Origin of the sequence: Neptuniibacter caesariensis (assembly GCF_000153345.1) — a bacterium.
Taxonomy (GTDB): Bacteria; Pseudomonadota; Gammaproteobacteria; order Pseudomonadales; family Balneatricaceae; genus Neptuniibacter; species Neptuniibacter caesariensis.
In genome coordinates, this window is record NZ_CH724126.1 from 41,470 (window position 1) to 61,329 (window position 19,860).

Annotated in this window: 17 protein-coding genes; 7 read left to right on the forward strand and 10 right to left on the reverse strand. The window is 47.4% G+C overall.

Going from position 1 to position 19,860, the window contains the following annotated elements; all coding sequences use genetic code 11:
- Nucleotides 1–10 precede the first annotated feature (10 nt).
- From hemC to MED92_RS09970, 4 genes are read left to right on the forward strand one after another with little or no spacing between them, the layout of a single operon-like run.
- Nucleotides 11–952, forward strand: coding sequence for a hydroxymethylbilane synthase (gene hemC, locus MED92_RS09955; protein ID WP_007021406.1), 942 nt, complete (start codon nucleotides 11–13; stop codon nucleotides 950–952).
- Nucleotides 945–1,727, forward strand: a complete 783-nt coding sequence (locus MED92_RS09960; protein WP_007021407.1) for a uroporphyrinogen-III synthase — start codon at nucleotides 945–947, stop codon at nucleotides 1,725–1,727. The genes hemC and MED92_RS09960 overlap by 8 nt, the downstream gene beginning before the upstream one ends.
- 21 nt (nucleotides 1,728–1,748) lie before the next feature.
- Complete coding sequence (locus MED92_RS09965) at nucleotides 1,749–3,023, forward strand: uroporphyrinogen-III C-methyltransferase (protein WP_007021408.1); 1,275 nt, start codon at nucleotides 1,749–1,751, stop codon at nucleotides 3,021–3,023.
- Nucleotides 3,023–4,276 (forward strand): heme biosynthesis protein HemY, encoded by a 1,254-nt coding sequence (locus MED92_RS09970; RefSeq protein WP_007021409.1) that lies wholly within the window; start codon nucleotides 3,023–3,025, stop codon nucleotides 4,274–4,276. The genes MED92_RS09965 and MED92_RS09970 overlap by 1 nt, the downstream gene beginning before the upstream one ends.
- 58 nt (nucleotides 4,277–4,334) lie before the next feature.
- Here the strand turns inward: MED92_RS09970 and MED92_RS09975 are convergent, their stop codons facing one another.
- The 5 genes from MED92_RS09975 to trxA all read right to left on the reverse strand — a co-directional run bounded on the left by MED92_RS09975 (nucleotide 4,335) and on the right by trxA (nucleotide 10,070).
- Nucleotides 4,335–5,558, reverse strand: coding sequence for an EAL and HDOD domain-containing protein (locus tag MED92_RS09975; protein ID WP_007021410.1), 1,224 nt, complete (start codon nucleotides 5,556–5,558; stop codon nucleotides 4,335–4,337).
- A gap of 112 nt (nucleotides 5,559–5,670) precedes the next feature.
- Nucleotides 5,671–6,708, reverse strand: coding sequence for a 2Fe-2S iron-sulfur cluster-binding protein (locus MED92_RS09980; protein ID WP_007021411.1), 1,038 nt, complete (start codon nucleotides 6,706–6,708; stop codon nucleotides 5,671–5,673).
- Nucleotides 6,708–8,186: a 4-hydroxy-3-polyprenylbenzoate decarboxylase gene (ubiD, locus tag MED92_RS09985; protein ID WP_007021412.1), complete on the reverse strand. Its 1,479-nt coding sequence runs from the start codon at nucleotides 8,184–8,186 to the stop codon at nucleotides 6,708–6,710. Before ubiD ends, MED92_RS09980 begins: the two co-directional genes overlap by 1 nt.
- Before the next feature lie 64 nt (nucleotides 8,187–8,250).
- Nucleotides 8,251–9,510 (reverse strand): transcription termination factor Rho, encoded by a 1,260-nt coding sequence (gene rho / locus MED92_RS09990; RefSeq protein WP_007021413.1) that lies wholly within the window; start codon nucleotides 9,508–9,510, stop codon nucleotides 8,251–8,253.
- Nucleotides 9,511–9,743: 233 nt separating this feature from the next.
- A complete protein-coding gene (gene trxA, locus MED92_RS09995; protein ID WP_007021414.1) occupies nucleotides 9,744–10,070 on the reverse strand; it encodes a thioredoxin TrxA in 327 nt (108 codons plus the stop codon).
- 266 nt (nucleotides 10,071–10,336) lie between these two features.
- Between trxA and ppx the strand changes: the two genes are divergently transcribed.
- Complete coding sequence (gene ppx / locus MED92_RS10000; RefSeq protein WP_007021415.1) at nucleotides 10,337–11,851, forward strand: exopolyphosphatase; 1,515 nt, start codon at nucleotides 10,337–10,339, stop codon at nucleotides 11,849–11,851.
- 77 nt (nucleotides 11,852–11,928) lie between these two features.
- Here the strand turns inward: ppx and MED92_RS10005 are convergent, their stop codons facing one another.
- The 5 genes from MED92_RS10005 to MED92_RS10025 form a co-directional block, all read right to left on the reverse strand.
- Nucleotides 11,929–12,702, reverse strand: a complete 774-nt coding sequence (locus MED92_RS10005; protein WP_007021416.1) for an HvfC/BufC N-terminal domain-containing protein — start codon at nucleotides 12,700–12,702, stop codon at nucleotides 11,929–11,931.
- A complete protein-coding gene (bufB, locus tag MED92_RS10010; protein WP_007021417.1) occupies nucleotides 12,699–13,526 on the reverse strand; it encodes an MNIO family bufferin maturase in 828 nt (275 codons plus the stop codon). Before bufB ends, MED92_RS10005 begins: the two co-directional genes overlap by 4 nt.
- Before the next feature lie 33 nt (nucleotides 13,527–13,559).
- Nucleotides 13,560–13,847: a BufA2 family periplasmic bufferin-type metallophore gene (bufA2, locus tag MED92_RS10015; RefSeq protein ID WP_007021418.1), complete on the reverse strand. Its 288-nt coding sequence runs from the start codon at nucleotides 13,845–13,847 to the stop codon at nucleotides 13,560–13,562.
- Nucleotides 13,848–14,050: 203 nt separating this feature from the next.
- A complete protein-coding gene (locus MED92_RS10020; RefSeq protein ID WP_007021419.1) occupies nucleotides 14,051–14,728 on the reverse strand; it encodes an anti-sigma factor in 678 nt (225 codons plus the stop codon).
- Nucleotides 14,710–15,285, reverse strand: coding sequence for a sigma-70 family RNA polymerase sigma factor (locus MED92_RS10025; RefSeq protein ID WP_007021420.1), 576 nt, complete (start codon nucleotides 15,283–15,285; stop codon nucleotides 14,710–14,712). The genes MED92_RS10020 and MED92_RS10025 overlap by 19 nt, the downstream gene beginning before the upstream one ends.
- Before the next feature lie 384 nt (nucleotides 15,286–15,669).
- Here MED92_RS10025 and MED92_RS10030 point away from each other — a divergent pair, with 384 nt between their 5' ends.
- Complete coding sequence (locus MED92_RS10030; RefSeq protein ID WP_007021421.1) at nucleotides 15,670–16,794, forward strand: substrate-binding domain-containing protein; 1,125 nt, start codon at nucleotides 15,670–15,672, stop codon at nucleotides 16,792–16,794.
- Nucleotides 16,791–19,835 carry an EAL domain-containing protein gene (locus MED92_RS18540; protein ID WP_007021422.1) on the forward strand — a complete coding sequence of 1,015 codons (3,045 nt, stop codon included), beginning with the start codon at nucleotides 16,791–16,793 and terminating at the stop codon, nucleotides 19,833–19,835. Before MED92_RS10030 ends, MED92_RS18540 begins: the two co-directional genes overlap by 4 nt.
- Nucleotides 19,836–19,860 lie beyond the last annotated feature (25 nt).

Sequence of the window (19,860 nt, forward strand, 5' to 3'; positions counted from 1 at the left end):
AACCCGTTTTATGAGCCGAACCATCCGTATTGCAACCCGCAAAAGCCCTCTGGCCCTGTGGCAGGCTGAATATGTAAAAGCTGAGCTGGAACGCCACCACCCAGGTATAAATGTCGAGCTTCTGGGCATGACATCTAAAGGTGACAAAATACTGGATGCACCGCTGGCTAAAGTTGGCGGTAAAGGCCTGTTTGTAAAAGAGCTGGAAGAAGCGATGCTTGCCGGTGAAGCCGACATCGCAGTGCACTCGATGAAAGATGTCCCCATGGAGTTCCCTGAAGGCCTGGGGCTGGCAGTTATCTGCCCGCGCGAGCAGCCAACTGATGCATTTGTTTCTAATACTTATAACAGCATTGAAGAACTACCCGAAGGAGCTGTCGTCGGCACCTCTTCACTACGCCGTGAAGCGCAGATTCGTGAAAAACGCCCAGATCTGCAAATCAAATGGTTACGCGGTAATGTAAACACCCGTCTTCGCAAGCTGGACGATGGCGAATACGACGCGATTATCCTTGCCTCTGCCGGCCTGATCCGTTTAGAGATGCCCGAGCGTATTCGTTCAGAGATCTCAGTAGAATTCAGCCTTCCTGCTGGCGGCCAGGGTGCCGTGGGTATCGAATGCCGCACGGATGACCATGAACTACTTGAATTGCTTAAACCTCTGCATGATCAGGAAACAGCCTGGCGGGTTAGCGCAGAGCGCGCAATGAACCGTCGCCTGGAAGGGGGTTGCCAGGTGCCTATCGCATGTTATGCGACCTTGAACGATGATAATTCTGAACTCTACCTTCGTGGTCTGGTTGCAAAGCCTGACGGCACATTGATTTTGCGAGATGAAGAGCGCGGTACACCAGAACAAGCTGAACAACTCGGCATTACGCTAGCCGATCGTTTGCTTGCCGCAGGCGCTAAAAGCATCCTTGACGAAGTCTATAACAAAGCTGATGGCTGATAAGCTAAACGGCTTACGCGTGCTAGTCACCCGACCGGCACATCAGGCGGACACCCTGTATGAATTATTACTTCAGCAGGGTGCAGACCCCGTGCGCTTTCCTTTACTACAGATCACACCCGTAACCAGTGCTGATTCTGGTTTTCATCTGCTTAAACAACAGATAATAGATCTTGATCTGTTCCAGCACATCATTTTCATCAGTCCTAACGCCGTTGAACTGGGTTATGAATGGATCGACCAATACTGGCCCCAGCTGCCACTGGGCGTGCAGTGGCTGGCGATAGGCAAGCAAAGTGCGGCCAGGCTAAACAACTATGGTATAGATGCCTATCACAGCCCACTGGGGTACGATTCAGAAGCACTACTTAACTCCCCTGCGCTACAAAAAATCGCAGGGGATAAAGTACTGATTATGCGCGGTGAAGGGGGCAGAGAGACCCTCGCTGAAGAACTACGTGCACGCGGCGCCGAGGTTAGCTATGCTGAACTCTACCGCAGGGAATCCCCATGCTATAGCGCCAAAGAGATCTCAGACGCACTACTGAGCAAACACCTTGACGCGATCTTGATCAGTAGCGGGGCTGGCCTAAAAAATTTAATAACCCTGTTGAGTAGTACAGGCAAAGAGTTAAGCACCGATTCACTATTAAACTGCCATCTTATTGTGCCGAGCGACAGAATTAAGCAAGAAGCACAGGGTGTAGGTTTTAACCGAATAACGACAGCATCAGGCCCGGACGACAGATCAATGATCGCCGCCCTGACGCAATAACTGACATTTGTGGAAATACAGATGAGCGATAAGAAAAAGCAGCCACAGGAAGAGCAAGCCGTCGAAGTCGAGGCAAAAGAAGTTGAAGCAACGGAGGTTGCTCAGGAGCCTGACACAGACAAAAATCCAGAATCATCCACAGCCGACGCTGAAGAGACAACCGATAACACAGACTCTTCCGCTGAGAGTGCAGTCGCTGATAAAACAGAAGAAAGTACAGCGGAACCTCAAGCTGAGCCTAAGAAAGAGAAACAGCCTGCGACCTGGCCGGGTAAACTTGCATTACCTATCTCTATTATCGCTCTAGGCGCTTCTGGCTACCTGTATTGGCTTTCACTACAACAAAGTTCTACAACTGCGCAAAATAATGCAGCGATAGAAGCCCAGGTAAGCACCTCCTTGAGCGACGCTCGCAGCTCCCTGGATAAAGTGATGTCTGACGTTAACCAAAAGCTGGGGCAATTACAGTCGCAGTCACAGTCGGACAAAGCAGAAACCCAAAAACTCAATGATCGTCTGACTAAAAGCATTCAGCAGGTCAAAGCGACCCAGCAGACCAGCCGTGCAGACTGGCAGCTTGCTGAAGTGGAGTATCTGCTTCGCCTGGCTAATCAGCGCGTACTAATGGAGCGAACGGCTGACGGCGCACTACAGCTTCTGAAATCAGCTGATAAGATTATTAAAGAGATCGATGACACTGGAATTTACGATGTGCGTAAAGCGCTGGCCGACGATATCGCCTCTCTTGAAGCAGTACCTAAGCTAGATACAGAAGGTGTTTTCCTGAAATTGGGCGCGCTGAATAAGCAAGTGCCTAACCTACGCCTGATCCCAATCTCTGAACAGCGCAAACTACCAGAGCTGTTGGAGGAAGTTACGCCTGAAGCGATTGAGGAATCCTGGGCGGCAGGCCTGCAGGAGTCCTGGGGCAATGCGATGAACAAGTTGGACAAACTGGTTGTTATCCAACACCGTGATGAGCCAATCGAGCCTCTGCTATCGCCACAGCAGACATATTACCTTCAGCAGAACCTTCACCTGATGCTAGAACAGGCACAGCTGGCACTGCTGCAAAACAAGCAGGCATCTTACGATGCCAGCCTGAATAAAGCGGCTGACTGGGTTGGCACCTATTTCGAAGAAAAAGATGGCACCACCCAGAGCCTGTTACGCGGTATCGGCGAGCTGAAAGAAGTAAAAGTAACCGCTGAAATGCCAGATATTTCAGGCTCCCTACGCGCTCTGAAAGGCTATTTTGCGTATATGACTAAGCTTAAGGAACAAGGAGCCTCATAATGAAGAAACTGTTCCTGTTACTTGTCATCGTTCTGGTGGCAGGTACCTACGTCGGCCAACTCATGGTAAAAGATCCGGGCTATGTCCTGATCGCCTACAACAACACCACTGTTGAAACCAGCCTTTGGGTGCTGCTGATTGCACTCGTGTTAGCCTTTGTCGCTTTCCATATTGTGGTGAACCTGTTTACTCACACAAAATTGCCTACAGCTCGCCTTAAGGCCTGGAAAGATGGCCGCAATCAACAGATTAGTCGCCGTAAAACGCTTAAAGGCTTAACTTCATTGTCTGAAGGCAACTGGGCTCAAGCTCAGAAGCAACTGGCACAAGCAGCCGAGCGCTCAGACCTGCCACTAATTAACTATCTGGCAGCAGCACGCGCTGCTCACGAGCAGAACAACGAGCAAGCGACTGACGACCTGCTGCAAAAAGCTCGCAGCACAACACCAGAAGCAGAAGTCACCGTCGCCATCTCTCAGGCAGAGATACAACTATCCCGTGGTCAACTGGAACCCTGCCTGGCCACGCTGTTGCGACTTCGTACTCTGGCGCCAAAAAACACTTATGTGATGAAGCTGCTAAAGGATATCTACCTACGCCTGAACGACTGGCAGCAACTCTCAAAGCTGATCCCGATTTTGCGTAAACACCAAGCGCTGAAAGACGATGAGTTGTCTGAACTAAGCCGCCAGTGTTACAGCAAGCTGCTTGACGAGAGTTTACAAAACCTGCCTGTAGAGACCAGCGATGAAGAGCGATTGAAAACGCTGGGTCGCACCTGGCACGACCTGCCTGCAGAGCAAACCCGGGATGGCGATCTGGTTCAGCGCTACACTGAACTACTGGTTTCTCTGGGCGCTGAAAGCCGTGCGGAACAAAATCTACGTGATCTGATTAAACGTAACTGGGACGAAAAACTGGTTACGCTATATGGTCGGGTTAACGGCGAGAATGCGAAAAAACAGCTGGATAATGCCCGTGGCTGGCTCAAGTCTCATGCTGAGAGCCCTGCTCTGCTGCTTACCTTAGGGCGTCTATCCCTGCGTAATGAGCATTGGGGGCAAGCGGTTAAATACTTTGAGCAAAGTCTGGATATTGAACCCAATTCAGAAACACTGGCGGAATTAGCTCGCCTGCTTCGCCATCTTGGTGATGGGGAGCGCGCTCAGACACTGCTTCAGCAGAATCTCAATCTGGTTGCCAGCGGTCTTCCTGAGCTGCCCATGCCAAGCCAGGAAAAAGCGACCGTTTAACGCTTACAGAGAAGGGCTTTGCCCTTCTCTGCTCTTTCCTAAATACCTACACTCATTTTTATTCAGCTTCCGACAGTGCCTGCATCGCATGTTCGGCCCACTGTAAGCTATGCCGATACGCTACTTCAAAAAACGATTGCTCTAACTGTGATTGATTAATCCGCTGCCAATCCGCCTCTTCAAAAGCGATCACCTCCTGAAGCAACCTGCCCAACTCACCCGACTGCTCAGAGATCGCTTGTTTAATCGCTTCATCTAAAGGTACCTGGCGCAGGATCTCTTCCATCTCAACATCCAGCAGAAGATCCAGTTGGGAGATCATGCCGACCATAAAGGCACTTTCTTGCAGATCCGAATCCAGATACTCAGCCAGTAACTCACACATCCTGCCTCTGACCAACAGGTTCATGGCCAGGGCTTCTGGCTTGTCGCTGTTGCCTGCAAGCGTTATAAGCGTCGCCCACTTCTTGAGTTGATTATGTCCCAGATAAACCACCGCTTGCTGCATTGAATCAATCGGCCGATTGAGTTGATATGCTGCGGAATTTACAACTCTAAGAATCTTAAAGCTGAGTTTAGGGTCCATGATAATCAACTCTTCGATCTCAGCAGGCGTAATGTCAGGGCGCTGTAGATGCTGGAGCAACTGGAGTAACGCAGCACTGTTGCCGGGAACCTCTTTCCCCAGCACTTTGGTTGGACGGCTGATAAATCGCCCCTGAAACAGCTTAAAGCCCGTTTTTTTACAGAAAATCAGTGTTTCAAAGTCATCTACATTTTGTGCAAGCGGGGTCACCTTAGAGCGATTTAGCAACGCCACCAGCTTCGTTATTTTTTGCCGATGCATCAGACTGAAGTCAATTTTGACAATATTGGCCAGCTTCACCAGGGGCACTAAGTGTGGCTGCATTGAGAAGCCATCCAGCGCTAACCTGAAACCGTGCTCACGAAGCAACGTCAGATGTTCAATCAAAGATTCGGTGACTTGGGTATCGGGATGAACCTCAACAACAATCTCTTTTTTAGGTAACAAAAGTACTTCGTTACCTTCAAGCATAGACTCTGGAAAGGGAAGAAATAGCGGAACTTTGCGAACTTTGCCATCCTGAAAAACACTGGTAAAGGTATGCATAACCAGCATTGAGCCTTCAGTCTCATGATCAAACAGCGAATCATCCATCAGCTCAGAAAACTGGTAGCGAAGCTGATAGGCGATAATTTTCAGATCCCTATCAAAAATTGGCTGCCTGACCATCAGCATTTCGCTGTTATTTTGCACCATCTAAGCGACCCTGAAGCTCTTGGTTAATTCAGCTTATAATCTGTTTATAATTTCTACCATACCGTTTTCAATAAAAAAGAGGCCGTAGCCTCTTTCTTTTTCCTTTTATTAATTACTTACGCGGTGCGTAAGCAAAAACATCGGAGTGCATATTCTCTTCTTTAAAGCCTCGCGCTTCACAAGCATCCAGTAGCGCATATACCATCGCTGGAGATCCACTGGTGAAGATTTCCACGTCGTCAAAGTCACTGAAATCTTCAAGAATAGCTTCCGGCAGCAAGCCGGTTCTGCCATTCCAGCCTGGTGATTTCTCTGGCTCGCTCACGATCGGCTCAAAGTGCACATTGGGATGCTCAGCAGCCCATTGCTCTGGAAGTTTTTCCAGATACATATCCTCTTCTACCCTAGCCCCCCAGTATATGTGGATCTGGTTGCTAAACTGGTTTGCCAATAGGTGCTCAACCACACTTTTGATTTGCGCAAAGCCAGTGCTGGCAGCCGCCATAATAAGACGCGTATCAGCACCAATACTGTGCGCCTGCAAATAACAATCGCCTTTAGGTAATTCGATCTCAACCGTCTTCTCATTGAGCAAATGATCGAGAATCGCTGTGGATAACTCACTGTCTGGTACATGTCGGATATGCAGTTCCAAATCACGCCCAGCATCCGGCGCCGACCCAATAGAAAAAGACGCTTTTTGCCCATCAGGCAGGTACATATCCAGATATTGGCCGGCAAAATACTCCGCCGACATAGAAGCTGTTGCAGGCATTCTCAGACGGATACGATAAACATCGTGGTTTAGCTTTTCATTGGCAGTAATATCACAAAGCAGTTTCTTCACTGATAATTCTCCGGGGCATTTCAACCCCTCAATATTCACCCTGACATCACTCAGCGGCATGCAAGTACAGGCAAAAACGGCTTCCGGCTTCTGATTTTTTTGCTTTTCTAGTTTCAGATGTTTTTCCGGATAGCGCTGCCTTATCTCTCCCTGCAGCAACTGAACTTCACATATTTCACAGACGCCATTACGGCAACTCACTCTCAGGTGGTAGCCCTGGCGTTTTAGCGCATCATAGATGGTTTCATCGGTTAAGCAGTCAATCGCTATACCTGCATTCTCAATCCAGATGCGCTGAACCATTAATCCAGAATACCTAACTCACCCCAGATTGAATCGACCTTCGCTTTTACCTCTTCATCCATAACGATCGGCTCACCCCATTCGCGGTCTGTCTCGCCTTCCCACTTATTGGTCGCGTCCATGCCCATTTTTGAGCCCAACCCAGAAACCGGCGAGGCAAAATCAAGATAATCGATCGGTGTATTGTCGATCATCACCGTATCCCTCTGCGGGTCCATACGGGTAGTTATCGCCCAGATCACATCATTCCAGTCACGCGCATTGATATCATCATCACAGACGATAACAAACTTGGTATACATAAACTGACGCAAGAATGACCAGACCCCAAGCATGATTCGCTTAGCGTGCCCCGGATACTGTTTCTTCATTGTTACAACCGCCATGCGGTAAGAGCAACCTTCCGGTGGCAGATAAAAATCGACAATTTCCGGAAACTGCTTCTGCAAAATCGGTACAAAGACTTCGTTCAGCGCTACACCCAGAATGGCCGGCTCATCAGGCGGCCGCCCCGTGTAAGTACTGTGATAGATAGGATTACTACGATGAGTAATACGCTCAACCGTGAACACTGGGAAGCTATCAACTTCATTGTAATAACCGGTATGGTCACCGAACGGACCTTCGTCAGCCATTTCATCGGGATCGATGTAGCCTTCCAGAATAAACTCAGCGCTGGCCGGTACTTGCAGGTCACTCCCGATACACTGAGTGACTTCGGTTTTACCGCCACGCAACAAACCTGCGAACGCGTACTCTGATAATGTATCGGGTACCGGAGTTACCGCACCGAGAATCGTTGCCGGATCAGCCCCTAAGGCAACAGCAACAGGGAACTTCTCACCTGGGCGCTGCTGTTTCCACTCACGGAAATCCAAAGCACCACCACGGTGAGCCAACCAACGCATGATCAACTTATTACGGCCGATCAATTGCTGGCGATAGATCCCCAGATTTTGACGTTCTTTGTTAGGCCCTCGGGTGATCACCAAAGGCCAGGTCACCAATGGCCCCGCATCACCAGGCCAGCAGGTTTGGATTGGTAGCTTGTAGAGATCAACCCGATCGCCTTCCAGCACATGTTTCTGACAAGCAGCGCCTTTGACCACCTTAGGCCCCATGTTCAGAACCTGTTTAAAGATCGGTAGTTTTTCCCAGGCATCCTTCATCCCTTTAGGGGGTTCAGGCTCCTTGAGCTGGGAAAGTAACTTGCCCACATCACGCAGCGCCTCAACAGTCTCTTCCCCCATCCCCATAGCAACCCGCTCAGGGGTGCCAAACAGGTTCGCTAAAACCGGGTAGTCATAACCTTTGGGGTTTTCAAAGAGCAGTGCTGGACCGCCTGCTCTTAGGGTTCGATCACTAATCTCGGTCATCTCAAGATTTGGATCGATCTCCTGCTTGATACGCTTTAACTCACCACGCTGTTCCAGCATGTGGATAAAATCGCGTAAATCTTTATATTTTGGTGTCGCCATAATCAAACCTGGTAGATACAAAAAAGGGCAAGCAGATGCTCACCCCTTTCATACGCAAACCAACTTACTTCCGTTTCATGGACAGGAAGAATTCGTCGTTGGTTTTAAAGTCTTTCAGTTTATCGATCACAAACTCTGTCGCTGCTGTGTCTTCCATTGGATCCAGCAGCTTACGCAGAATCCACATACGCTGCAGCTCTTCTTCCGACGTCAGCAGATCTTCACGACGGGTACCGGAGCGACGGATATTAATCGCCGGGAATACACGTTTCTCAGCGACTTTACGATCCAGATGAACTTCCGAGTTGCCTGTACCTTTGAATTCCTCAAAGATAACTTCGTCCATCTTAGAACCTGTATCAACCAGCGCTGTCGCGATAATTGTCAGGCTGCCACCTTCTTCAATGTTACGTGCAGCACCGAAGAAACGTTTTGGACGCTCCAGCGCATGCGCATCAACACCACCGGTCAATACCTTACCGGATGATGGGATGACCGTATTGTAAGCACGCGCCAGTCGTGTGATGGAATCCAGAAGGATAACCACATCTTTTTTATGTTCTGTGAGTCGCTTAGCTTTCTCGATAACCATCTCGGCCACCTGAACGTGGCGTGATGGAGGCTCATCGAAGGTAGACGCTACAACTTCACCGCGAACGGTACGCTGCATCTCCGTTACTTCCTCTGGACGCTCGTCGATAAGCAATACGATCAGATGAGTTTCCGGGTTATTACGGGTAATGCTGTTCGCAATATTCTGTAGCATCAGTGTCTTACCCGCTTTTGGCGGAGATACAACCAATGCACGCTGACCTTTACCCATCGGGCAGACCAGATCGATGACACGTGCCGTCAGATCTTCAGTACTACCATTACCGATCTCCATTCTCAGGCGATCCTGGGCAAATAGTGGTGTCAGGTTTTCAAATAGAATCTTATTCTTCGCATTATCCGGCTTATCGTAGTTAATCTCGTTAACTTTCAGCAGCGCGAAATAACGCTCACCATCCTTAGGTGGTCGAATCTTACCTGCAATAGTGTCACCTGTGCGCAGGTTAAAGCGGCGAATCTGGCTAGGGGATACGTAGATATCATCCGGGCCCGCCAGGTATGAAGAATCGGCAGAGCGAAGGAAACCAAAGCCGTCCTGAAGTATTTCTAATACGCCATTGCCATAGATGTCTTCACCGCCTTTAGCATGACGCTTAAGGATTGCGAAAATAACATCTTGTTTACGGGAACGCGCCAGATTATCCATTCCCATGCCTTTGGCAATTTCGAGTAGCTCGGGAACGCTTTTTGTTTTAAGTTCGGTAAGATTCATAGTTTGAAGGAAAAAAGCACAGGGCTTATTTAAATTTTTTGGATGGATTCTTGAGAGAAATTTGAACGTTGGCCTAAAGCTCACGCGCTAAATTACATAAATAAAGAAGGATATTGCGATTAGCGGGAGGACCAAACAAGGAACACTATAGAAGGAAGAAAAGGGTCTGTCTATAGGTCGAAGGTAAGAAAGTGCAATGTTTTATGACACACCGCACTTTCTTTACACTTTAATTACAGATTAGCTTCGATGAATGCCGCTAACTGTGATTTTGACAGTGCACCTACTTTAGTTGCTTCAACGTTACCGCCTTTAAACAACATCAGTGTAGGAATACCGCGAATACCAAACTTAGGTGGTGTTTCGCTGTTCTCGTCGATATTCAGCTTACAGATTTTCAGCTGGTCACCGTACTCTTTCGCAATCTCTTCCAGTACCGGAGCGATCATTTTACAAGGACCACACCATTCAGCCCAGTAATCAACCAGAACCGCACCTTCCGCTTTGAGAACATCTTCCTCAAAGGAAGCATCTGTAACATTTACAATGTTTTCACTCATGGGAACTCTTCTCCGCTGCGCCCATTAAAATTGATCAGACCGCCGATAATAACACTCTGAACACATATTGTGTAATAAGAGACCTAGTAATTTCCGACTAATTTAGTCAATCAATTGGCTATATGCTTAAATCAATAGGGAGATCAAACGTTTGTCGACTGTCATTTAAAAGCAACTGCAGCCAAGCTGTTCTTTTGGTAACCTTGGCATCCTTTAAAGTCAGGTCAACCCTGTCATGTCTCTATTGGTAACAGGATTATTTCAGTATGACAGATAAGTCTGTTGTTACAGAAAACAATGAAGAACAACTGCTCGCAGCCATCGATTTAGGCTCTAACAGTTTTCATATCGTCGTCGCTCAGCTTGATCAAGGTGAGCTGAGAACCGTGGATGTTCTATCTGATAAGGTCCAACTTGCAGCAGGCATAGACAAAAACAGATACCTGACAGATGAAGCGAAACAACGTGGTTTGGATTGCCTGAGCCGTTTCGCCCAACGAGTCAAAGACCTGCCACGAGATGCCGTACGCGTGGTGGGTACTAATGCTCTTCGGGAAGCGAAAAACAGCAAAGCGTTTATTGAAGAGGCCGAAAGCATTCTTGGCACCCCGCTGGAAATCATTGCTGGCCGTGAGGAAGCACGTCTTATCTACCTTGGCGTAGCCCATACCCTCGCAGATGATCAGGGTGCTCGCCTTGTAATCGATATCGGAGGCGGAAGCACCGAATTTATTATTGGCGAACGCTTTGAGCCACGCATTATGGAAAGCCTGCATATGGGCTGCGTCAGCTATACAAAACGATTCTTTAGCGACGACTGTATCTCTGCTAAGAACTTTTACCGCGCTAAAACCGCCGCCTTACAAGAACTCCAGGCCATTACTAACTACTACAAAGAGAATGGCTGGCACAGTGCAGTCGGCTCTTCCGGTACGATTAAAGCGGTTCGAAATGCCTGTGTCAGTTGTGGGTTTAGTAAAGACAGAATTACCCGCGAAGCCTTACAACAACTGACTGAGAAAGTCCTCAGCTTCAAACATTACGAAGAGATTGATATCGAGGGATTAAAACCTGAACGTAAAAAGGTACTTCCTGCTGGACTGGCAGTACTTTGCGCGGCATTTGAAGCGTTAGAAATCGAAGAGATGACTTTCTCTGAGGGCGCCCTCAGAGAGGGGGTTTTATATGATATGGCGGGCCGCCTTCGCCATGAAGATGTACGCGATCGAACCATCAACGCCATTATGCAGCGCTACCATGTCGATCAGGAACAAGCTGATAGAGTAGAACAAACGGCTCTTCTGGCCTGGGCTCAGGTTAAAGAGGGCTGGCAACTTTCACGAAAACATTACGACATGCTGAGCTGGGCTGCCCGCACCCATGAGATCGGCCTTACCATCGCTCATAGCCAGTTTCATAAGCACAGTGCTTACCTTCTCAGTCACTCGGATCTACCTGGCTTTACGACACGAGAACAACAGTTACTTGCTGCACTGGTTCGTGGGCATCGCCGAAAATTCCCAAAAGATGAATTTAAAGCACTGCCGAAACGCCTACAGGAGTCCTATCGTCATCTTTGTGTATTATTGAGATTAGCGGTCGTGTTGCATCGAAGCCGCTCTAAAGATCGCCTGCCCGCAGTCACTTTTCATGTCGATGGCAAGAAGTTGATGATTGAGTTTCCAGAAGGCTGGCTAGAACACCACCCTCTCACTCACGCTGACCTGGAGCAGGAAGCTGACTACTTAACCAGCGCAGATACCAAGCTGCGTTTCAGATAACACACTCCGCACATTTTGTTGCTAAACGACGACTAAAAAGCCCGCAAACGCGGGCTTTTTATCAAGTGATCGGTTCGCTAAACCCGATCATCAGCTAAAAGCTCATCATCCAGCCAACGCGCTATTAAAATACCAAACTCGTTAACGACATCCGCATCAGGGAATTCCTCACTCAAGGCAGCTCCCATACTTTCCAGCTCACTCCCTCTACATAGATGATTTAAAGCCGAATATTCAATCATCGAGAGTGTTCGAAAGTGAGGTGAATGGCCCTTTCTCCAGGTCAAAAACGGTATTGGCTGATCCAAACGCACTACCGCTGGCGGCACTTGGTCTTGATTAATCGCATGCCAGATATCCAGTGTATTGAAGGCGTGATGGCAAAGTTTGAGTGTAGGAACAGGAGAAAACTTATCTAAGGCGATACCTTCAGCCGCGAGCGATTCCAGCTTCTCACGGGTCATCACCGGTGCATCAGGGCCATCGAACGCACGCCTCAAAGTCCAGTCCATCTGCGCAAGCTCAGCAACCTCCTGGTCATGTTCTAATGCATCAGCAAGGTACTGAGGAAAGCGTTTCCCATAAAGCCCGATATTACTATGCTCTGATGTATTTGCCTGAACAAATTGGTAGGCCAGTCGCTCAAACCACTCATCACCAATGTAAGACGCGGTATGCTCAAATGTGTCATATAAGACATCGGCCAACCGCACACGATAAGCATTGTGATAAATACCAATTCGTCGTGCTGAACTTATCCCATGTTTGGACTGCTCAGCCCATTCTGCACCTTTACACTCGGAGTCTAGCAGTAACTCCTGAAAGCTATCCTGCAACGCGGCCAAATTCATACTGCAACCTGCTGACTCAATACCTGATCGGCAATATCCCTTGCATAATTAAGCTCATCAAGCAGTTCTGATAGCTCAGGGATATTATCATCACGCTCAATCATCGTTGGGATAAAACCAAAATGACCTAAAGCTTCTCGATATAGCCCCCATACATCCTGGCAAACCGGGTGATCGTGAGTATCAATGATGTGATCACCATTATTCTGATGCCCGGCCAGATGGAATTGCATCACGCTCTGCTTTGGGATGCCTCGGATAAATTCAGTAGCAGAGAAACCATGGTTAAATGCACTTACATAAATATTATTAATATCCAGTAGTAACTTACATCCAGTGCGCTTGGTAATTTCTGCTAAAAAATCCCACTCAGTCATTTCCGATTCTTTAAATTCAACATAGCTGGACACATTCTCGAGTACCAAGGGGCGCTGAAGAAAATCCTGCACCTGCTCAACATTGCGTGTCACAACCTGTAAAGCTTCTTCTGAAAAGGGTAAGGGCAGAAGGTCATGCAGGTTTCTGCCATGAACACCTGTCCAACATAAATGGTCAGAGATCCACATCGGTTGGATTCTTTGCTCCAAACGTTTCAACTTACGCAGATATTCAGGATCAACACCTTTCAGTGAACCTATAGACATAGATACACCGTGCATAACCATCGGATAGTCAGCACGAATTCTGTCTAGCATGGCCAAAGGTTTACCGCCATCGACCATGTAGTTATCAGAGATGACCTCCAGCCAATCTACCGGCTGTGGTTTTTCCAGAAAATCATGATAGTGCTGGCTTCGCAAACCAAGCCCGAAACTAAAAGTCATCTTGATTACCTATTATCTTAGAATGATAACTGCTTAAGATTTAATATCAGAGATCACGCCGTCTTTGTTCAAACATTCTTTTGCAGACAGTGCTTTGAAGCCATGACCACCACACTTATTCTGGCCTTTGCAGCTATGCTCTGCCGTCTTACAGTCTGAGTTACCTTTACAGGAGTGGACACCGTAACAGTGCACTTTATCACCTGCACCGATGGAAGCACCGGAGCTACCTACAGGTGCTTCAGCTGCCATAGCAGATGCACTAAAAGCTACAGCCAAAGCGGCAGATGCAAAAGTCGTTGTTTTTTTAATTGCGCTCATAGAATTATCTCCTTAGATAATTAGTAAGGGCCTATAACCCAGATCAGTAATCTACTTATTGTTTAAAAACGCATTTTCATGCGCTCTTACTCAAACTACGCAGAGACTTTTTGCATAGATTCAGATTTTCAAAAAAAATAACTTTTTTTTAAAAGCTTTGTGTTCGCCAATAAAAAAGGCCCCGAAGGACCTTTTAAATAATCTTATAGCGATTGCGTTTGCCAATAGCCCCTATCGGAGACGGGCCCCATTTCCCAGCCCGAAGGAGCGCCTTCTGCGCCCTCGATCGTCACCACAATTTCTGAATCCAACATCGCCTCAGCCCAGAATGGGTCTATAGCAATTCTACGACTGCCCTCTTTCGGCAAGAATCCAAGCGAGACCGGTTCAACGCCTTTTAGCATCAACCACACTTCACAATACTTGCCATCAGGCATTGGCATCGGCCTAAGCGATTCCATAACCAGCGCCTGCTCGTCAAATGCAGTTCGCATAACCCAACCAGGTTTGGACTGCTCATCTGAAACAAGATAAATAAAAACATTCGGTTGCTGCTGATTGACGTTAAAAAATAACCCAATGGACATAACAAGCAGTAAAGAGAACACTGCCAACGCCCTCCAGGGCTGCCAAAATAGCGTTCGCGGCTTAGTCTTCGCTTCAATCTGACGCCACACATCCTTTGATGGCTGCACTGGCTTAAGGCTGGTATTCAGTACATCCAGATACTCCCGCCATTGCTCAACTTCTCGCTGCGCTTCCGCACTAAATGCTAATAAAGCCTCAAAGCGAGCCTTTTCCGCAGGATTAAGCGTACCGAGAACATATTCAGCAGCGGCTTGATTGCGCTCATCGGGATTAGTTAGATCGAATTCATGCATGTTTGTAACTTTGCCAACCCTCTTCGAATCCAGGTTTTAACAGTGCCTAAGGAGATATCAGTCTTTTCTGACAAACACTGATGCGTTAACCCTTCGAAATAGGCTAACTCTAAGCACAATCGTTGTTTTTCCGGAATCTCTTGCATACACCGATGAAGTTGCTGAGTATCCTGCCAGTGGCTTACCTGCTGCTCGTGGGACGCAGTCGGACATGCCAGATCTTGCAAAACCTCATCAGAAACATGCTTATCCGCGTGCTTGTTCCTTCTTAACAGGTCTAACGCCTGATTGCGTGTAATGGTATTCATCCAGGTTCGCCCCCTGGCTTTGGCAGGATCATAGCTGTCAGCATGGTTCCATATTTTTATAAAAACCTGCTGTAGGCAATCTTCAGCCAATGCCCTGTCTTTTAAGATACGCAGCGAAATACCCAATAGATTCGCCGAAGTGAGCTTATAGAGCTTTTGCAGGTCATTGTGATTACCTTCAGCGCATCCCTTTAAGCAGGCCTCGATGATGCCGTGAATCTCATGATCACTTTCGGATGAACTAATCAAATTGGATGCCCCACAATAAGACCTCAGTTTATAGAATAAAACTTGCCTAAAGTGCGTTATGAAAACCATTGGGTAGCTTAAGCACTGAACCGTTTCAGAGCTATTTTCCTCTGTTTAGTTCAATAAATTTGTCTACTCAATTTAGGTGCAGTTATTAGCCCGATAGCCATCAACGACAAGATATAGCCTAACCAGCCGGGTTTCAGACGTTCGATAGAGCACGGTAATTAAACATTTATACGCCATAAATCCTTAGTATAAATACGGAATAACAGTTTAATTAAACAGATCTAGACTGTAATATCAGTTTACAAGCTCGACTAAAATAAGAATGTAATGGACACGACTTAGGCAAGGAAACGCCTGCATATTTGAGAAGTAGTTATGCAATGCCTAAGCTTTATTCCTCAATGGGCAGGCCTCATCATAGGCTTGATCTTTTCTATCAACTGTATCGCCGATACAGAGTACATCCGTGTCAGCAGTTTTATTAAAGAGCACCCTGAACAACATTCTCTGATGGAGCACTTTGGCGAACTCGTCCGCCAACCGCCCTCTCCCCTGACAGTTCAGAAGCAAAAAACCATTAAAATCGCCGTTATCTATCCTGGAGTCCAAAGCTCAGATTATTGGCGGCGTAGCCTGATTACATTCAAAACCAGATTAAACGAGCTACGTATAAGCCATGAATTAAAGACCTTTTTATCCCGCCCCGGGGTGGATAAAGACTTACAAGCAGAACAATTAACTGAAGCTTTAGCCTGGCAACCCAATTATCTTATTTTTAGTGCCGACGCGCTTGATCATCAAAATACCATTCAGCGAATACTTCTTCAGGGTAAGCCAAAACTAATATTGCAGAATATCACCACGCCACTAAAGCTTTGGGCCAGCCACCCGCCCTTTCTGTATACCGGATTTGACCACGAGATTGGTACACAACTTCTCGCCGAGCGCATGATTACCCCGGATCATTCTCAATACGCCATGCTATTTTTTGCCCCCGGATATGTATCAAAAATGCGAGGAGGGACCTTCATATCAGAAGCCAAACAACAAAAAGGGCTTTCACCGGTGGCTAGCTTCTATACCGGCGGCAATAGAGGCAAAGCCAGAGCGGCTACGCTCAAAACTCTGAGTAAGAATCCTGATGTTGATATGTTTTTTGCCTGCTCAACGGATATTGCCTTAGGCGTTTCTGATGCACTTGATGAGCTCAAGCTACATGACCAGATATTAGTGAATGGCTGGGGTGGCGGTGATGCAGAACTCGAGGCACTACTTGCCGGCAAATTGGATCTAACCGTAATGCGTCTAAATGATGATGCCAGCGTAGCGATGGCTGAAGCCATTAAACTAGACCTGAATGGAAGCTCTCACCTGGTACCGCAAATCTATTCAGGAGACATAGTTCTGCTTGATCGCTCTACGACTAAAGAGGAGATACAGAACTATAAAAACAGAGCATTCAGGTACAGCAACGCTGCTGTAAAGCAGTCTGAGAAATGAAGATGTTCAGACAACTTCCCTACGCCTCTGTGATCTTGACCATCGTGCTCAGCGCACTTATTGGTGTCACCGGCGCCATGCTATATCAGGCCTACCAAGGCTCTCAGCAAGCGCTCCAAGAAGAGATTAGATTAACTCATAATCATGATGAGAAGCTTCTTCAGCGTGTCGTTGATGAGTACCTGAAAAATATTCGTCTGGTCACCAAAGATCTGGCTTCGAGAAATGATATCCGCTCCAGCCTACTCGCGAATGACCAGATGACAGCCAGTATGGTCCTGACAGAAAACCTCCACAACTCACCGCAAATGCAGATGGATGCTCTGGCACTTAGTGGAGAAGATCTGCCACCACTGGTCATCAATAACTCTTCTATACAACGACTGGGAATTAATCTGCAAGCGCATCTGCCAACATCAGTTGATGCGATGGAGGGGGAAGAGTGGATTGAGATCAAACATCAAAATAGCAACTATCATTTGATCCGAATTCAAGCCCCCATTATCAGCCCTAACCTTGGCGAAGTAATTGGGGCGGTTCACGCATTTTTACTTTTAAATGATAACTTCCTGATCCTCTCCGATTCGCTGGATATCACCGGTGCAGAAGCGATCACCCTGTATAGTGACCAGCAGATCATCAGTACCATTGACGCTCAGGAAAGCGCTCAGCAGGAATTAAGCAATGCTGATCTCTCTTCACCAATCATAGCAACCCCAAAAGGTACAGTGCAGGCCCACCAGATATGGATAGCGGATAAACCATTTATTATCAGTCTGCTAAAACCCGGCAAGTCCCTTGAAACCCTCTCTCAGGCATACAACCAAAGCCTTCGTAACGGCATCATTCTTGCGATTTTCATCGCCCTTGTCGCCATGTTATTGGTCCGATATCTGACCAATCGATCGCTTAAGCGCTTGATTGTTTATGCTGAGAAAGCACCCGCAACGACAACCATGACTCCAGCTTTTGAAGGCGACAATTTTATTGAATTCGATAAATTGGGTCGACAAATGGAGAGCATGCTCGGAGATATCAGGGAGCAGGAAAACCAGCTGGATGCTATTTTTCATAACACCCCTAGTGCAATGTTTCTCAAGTCGACAGCCCTTACTTACCTGACAGCCAACAGACGCTTTAGCGATCTATTTGTCGGCGAAGGCATTGATATCATTGGTAAAACTGATGCCGATATTTTCCCAGAAGAGGAAGCCAAACTTATTCGGGAGACCGATATTCAGGTGATTAAAACCCGGCAAACGCAACAAACAGAATTCTCCCTGACCACCTTAGACGGACCACGATATTTCTTAAGCACTAAGTTCCCCATGATCAATGAGCGTGGCGAACTTTATGCCATTGGCGGAATCACCACCGATATATCCGACAAGGTAAAAGCCGAACGTGAAGCAGAGGTAACACAACAGGTTTTTGAATCTGCAGCAGAAGCGATCTTGATCTATAACCCTGATGGGAAAGTGATTACCAACTCATCATTTAATAGAATTACCGGCTACGATGATAAAAAGGCCCGCTTATTTGCCCTATCGATCCTGAAAGACCATCCTGAAATAGATGCAACCCTGAGCAAAACCGGGCGCTGGCAAGGTGAGAGCATTCGCCGCAAAGCCAACGGTGAACCACTCCCTATCTGGTTATCCATCAGCGCGCTAAGTAGCACAAAGACAGAGCAATCAAGCTATGTCGCTGTGTTCTCTGACATATCAGAATTAAAAGAAGCTGAGCAAAAGCTTGAGAAGCTGGCACACTATGACAACCTCACGAGCCTGCCAAATCGCACCCTGTTTTATGACCGTATTGAGTCCTCCCTGGCCAGAGCAGCCAGGAACGGCAAGAAAACGGCATTACTTTTCGTCGACATTGATCGCTTTAAACAAGTGAACGACAACCATGGACACCACACAGGTGACCAGCTATTAGTTGAAGCCGCGCGACGTATAAGTGCCCATATACGCCTGGGTGATACTGTAGCCCGCCTGGGGGGCGATGAATTTACCGTTATTCTCAGCGAACTTGATGGCCTGGATCCTGTTCAGGATATCGCTCGACGGATTCAAAAGTCCCTTCGTGATCCTTTCCGCCTTGATGACAAAGAGATTTTCTCTTCTGCAAGTATTGGCATTGCCATGTATCCAGACGACGGACGTAACGCAGAGTCATTACTCAAGCACGCCGATGTCGCTATGTACCATGTAAAAGAGCGCGGCCGCAATGATATCCTGTTCTTCGACAAGGCAATTAACGAGCAGGCAGAAGCCAGAGCGCAACTGGAAGACAACCTGAAAACCGCCATTAACACTCAGCAGCTGTTTATGGTTTATCAACCCCGCTTCAATATATCGGGAACAGAGATACTCTCTGCTGAAGCACTGATCCGCTGGAAACATCCAGAACAGGGCTTTATATCGCCGGGAGACTTCATTCCTCTGGCTGAATCTTGTGGTTTGATTGTGGAGCTGGGACGCTGGGTGCTTATGCAAGCCTGCCAGGCAGCTCAAGAATGGAATGAAAACACAGGCCAAAACACCCCTGTCTCTGTGAACCTATCAGCTCGCCAGCTACATGATTCCAGCCTGTTAATAGACATTGAGAATGCGCTTAACCAAACCGGGCTTGACCCATCTCTGCTCGAACTTGAGATTACAGAAACCATGGTCATTCAGGATATGGAGACGGTAATCTCCCGCCTGGAAGCCATTCGGACTATAGGTGTCAGACTCTCTGTAGACGATTTCGGTACCGGCTATTCGTCTTTGATCTACCTAAAACGCTTACCGGTGAGTACAGTTAAAATCGACAAATCGTTTATCGACGATGTACCTGGCTCTAGTGGCAGTGAAAACCTGGTCAAAGCGGTTATATCCATGTCCCATTCACTTGCACTGAATGTAGTCGCTGAAGGTGTGGAAACCGAGGCTCAATTAAGCTTCCTCACAGAAAATCATTGTGATGAAATTCAGGGATACCTACTGGCCAAACCTGATTCAGCAGAGACTCTGCAACGTTTGATGAGGAAATAAACAGGCACAAAAAAGCCCGCTATCA

What these genes read in the sequence shown, in the direction of transcription:
- bufB (WP_007021417.1), bottom strand. Translation starts at nt 13,526, where the DNA reads ATGACTTTTAGTTTCGGGCTTGGTTTGCGAAGCCAGCACTATCATGAT.
- MED92_RS09965 (WP_007021408.1), top strand. Translation starts at nt 1,749, where the DNA reads ATGAGCGATAAGAAAAAGCAGCCACAGGAAGAGCAAGCCGTCGAAGTC.
- hemC (WP_007021406.1), top strand. Translation starts at nt 11, where the DNA reads ATGAGCCGAACCATCCGTATTGCAACCCGCAAAAGCCCTCTGGCCCTG.
- ubiD (WP_007021412.1), bottom strand. Translation starts at nt 8,186, where the DNA reads ATGGCGACACCAAAATATAAAGATTTACGCGATTTTATCCACATGCTG.
- MED92_RS18540 (WP_007021422.1), top strand. Translation starts at nt 16,791, where the DNA reads ATGAAGATGTTCAGACAACTTCCCTACGCCTCTGTGATCTTGACCATC.
- MED92_RS10030 (WP_007021421.1), top strand. Translation starts at nt 15,670, where the DNA reads ATGCAATGCCTAAGCTTTATTCCTCAATGGGCAGGCCTCATCATAGGC.
- MED92_RS10020 (WP_007021419.1), bottom strand. Translation starts at nt 14,728, where the DNA reads ATGCATGAATTCGATCTAACTAATCCCGATGAGCGCAATCAAGCCGCT.
- MED92_RS09960 (WP_007021407.1), top strand. Translation starts at nt 945, where the DNA reads ATGGCTGATAAGCTAAACGGCTTACGCGTGCTAGTCACCCGACCGGCA.
- MED92_RS09975 (WP_007021410.1), bottom strand. Translation starts at nt 5,558, where the DNA reads ATGGTGCAAAATAACAGCGAAATGCTGATGGTCAGGCAGCCAATTTTT.
- bufA2 (WP_007021418.1), bottom strand. Translation starts at nt 13,847, where the DNA reads ATGAGCGCAATTAAAAAAACAACGACTTTTGCATCTGCCGCTTTGGCT.
- MED92_RS09980 (WP_007021411.1), bottom strand. Translation starts at nt 6,708, where the DNA reads ATGGTTCAGCGCATCTGGATTGAGAATGCAGGTATAGCGATTGACTGC.
- ppx (WP_007021415.1), top strand. Translation starts at nt 10,337, where the DNA reads ATGACAGATAAGTCTGTTGTTACAGAAAACAATGAAGAACAACTGCTC.
- MED92_RS09970 (WP_007021409.1), top strand. Translation starts at nt 3,023, where the DNA reads ATGAAGAAACTGTTCCTGTTACTTGTCATCGTTCTGGTGGCAGGTACC.
- trxA (WP_007021414.1), bottom strand. Translation starts at nt 10,070, where the DNA reads ATGAGTGAAAACATTGTAAATGTTACAGATGCTTCCTTTGAGGAAGAT.
- MED92_RS10005 (WP_007021416.1), bottom strand. Translation starts at nt 12,702, where the DNA reads ATGAATTTGGCCGCGTTGCAGGATAGCTTTCAGGAGTTACTGCTAGAC.
- rho (WP_007021413.1), bottom strand. Translation starts at nt 9,510, where the DNA reads ATGAATCTTACCGAACTTAAAACAAAAAGCGTTCCCGAGCTACTCGAA.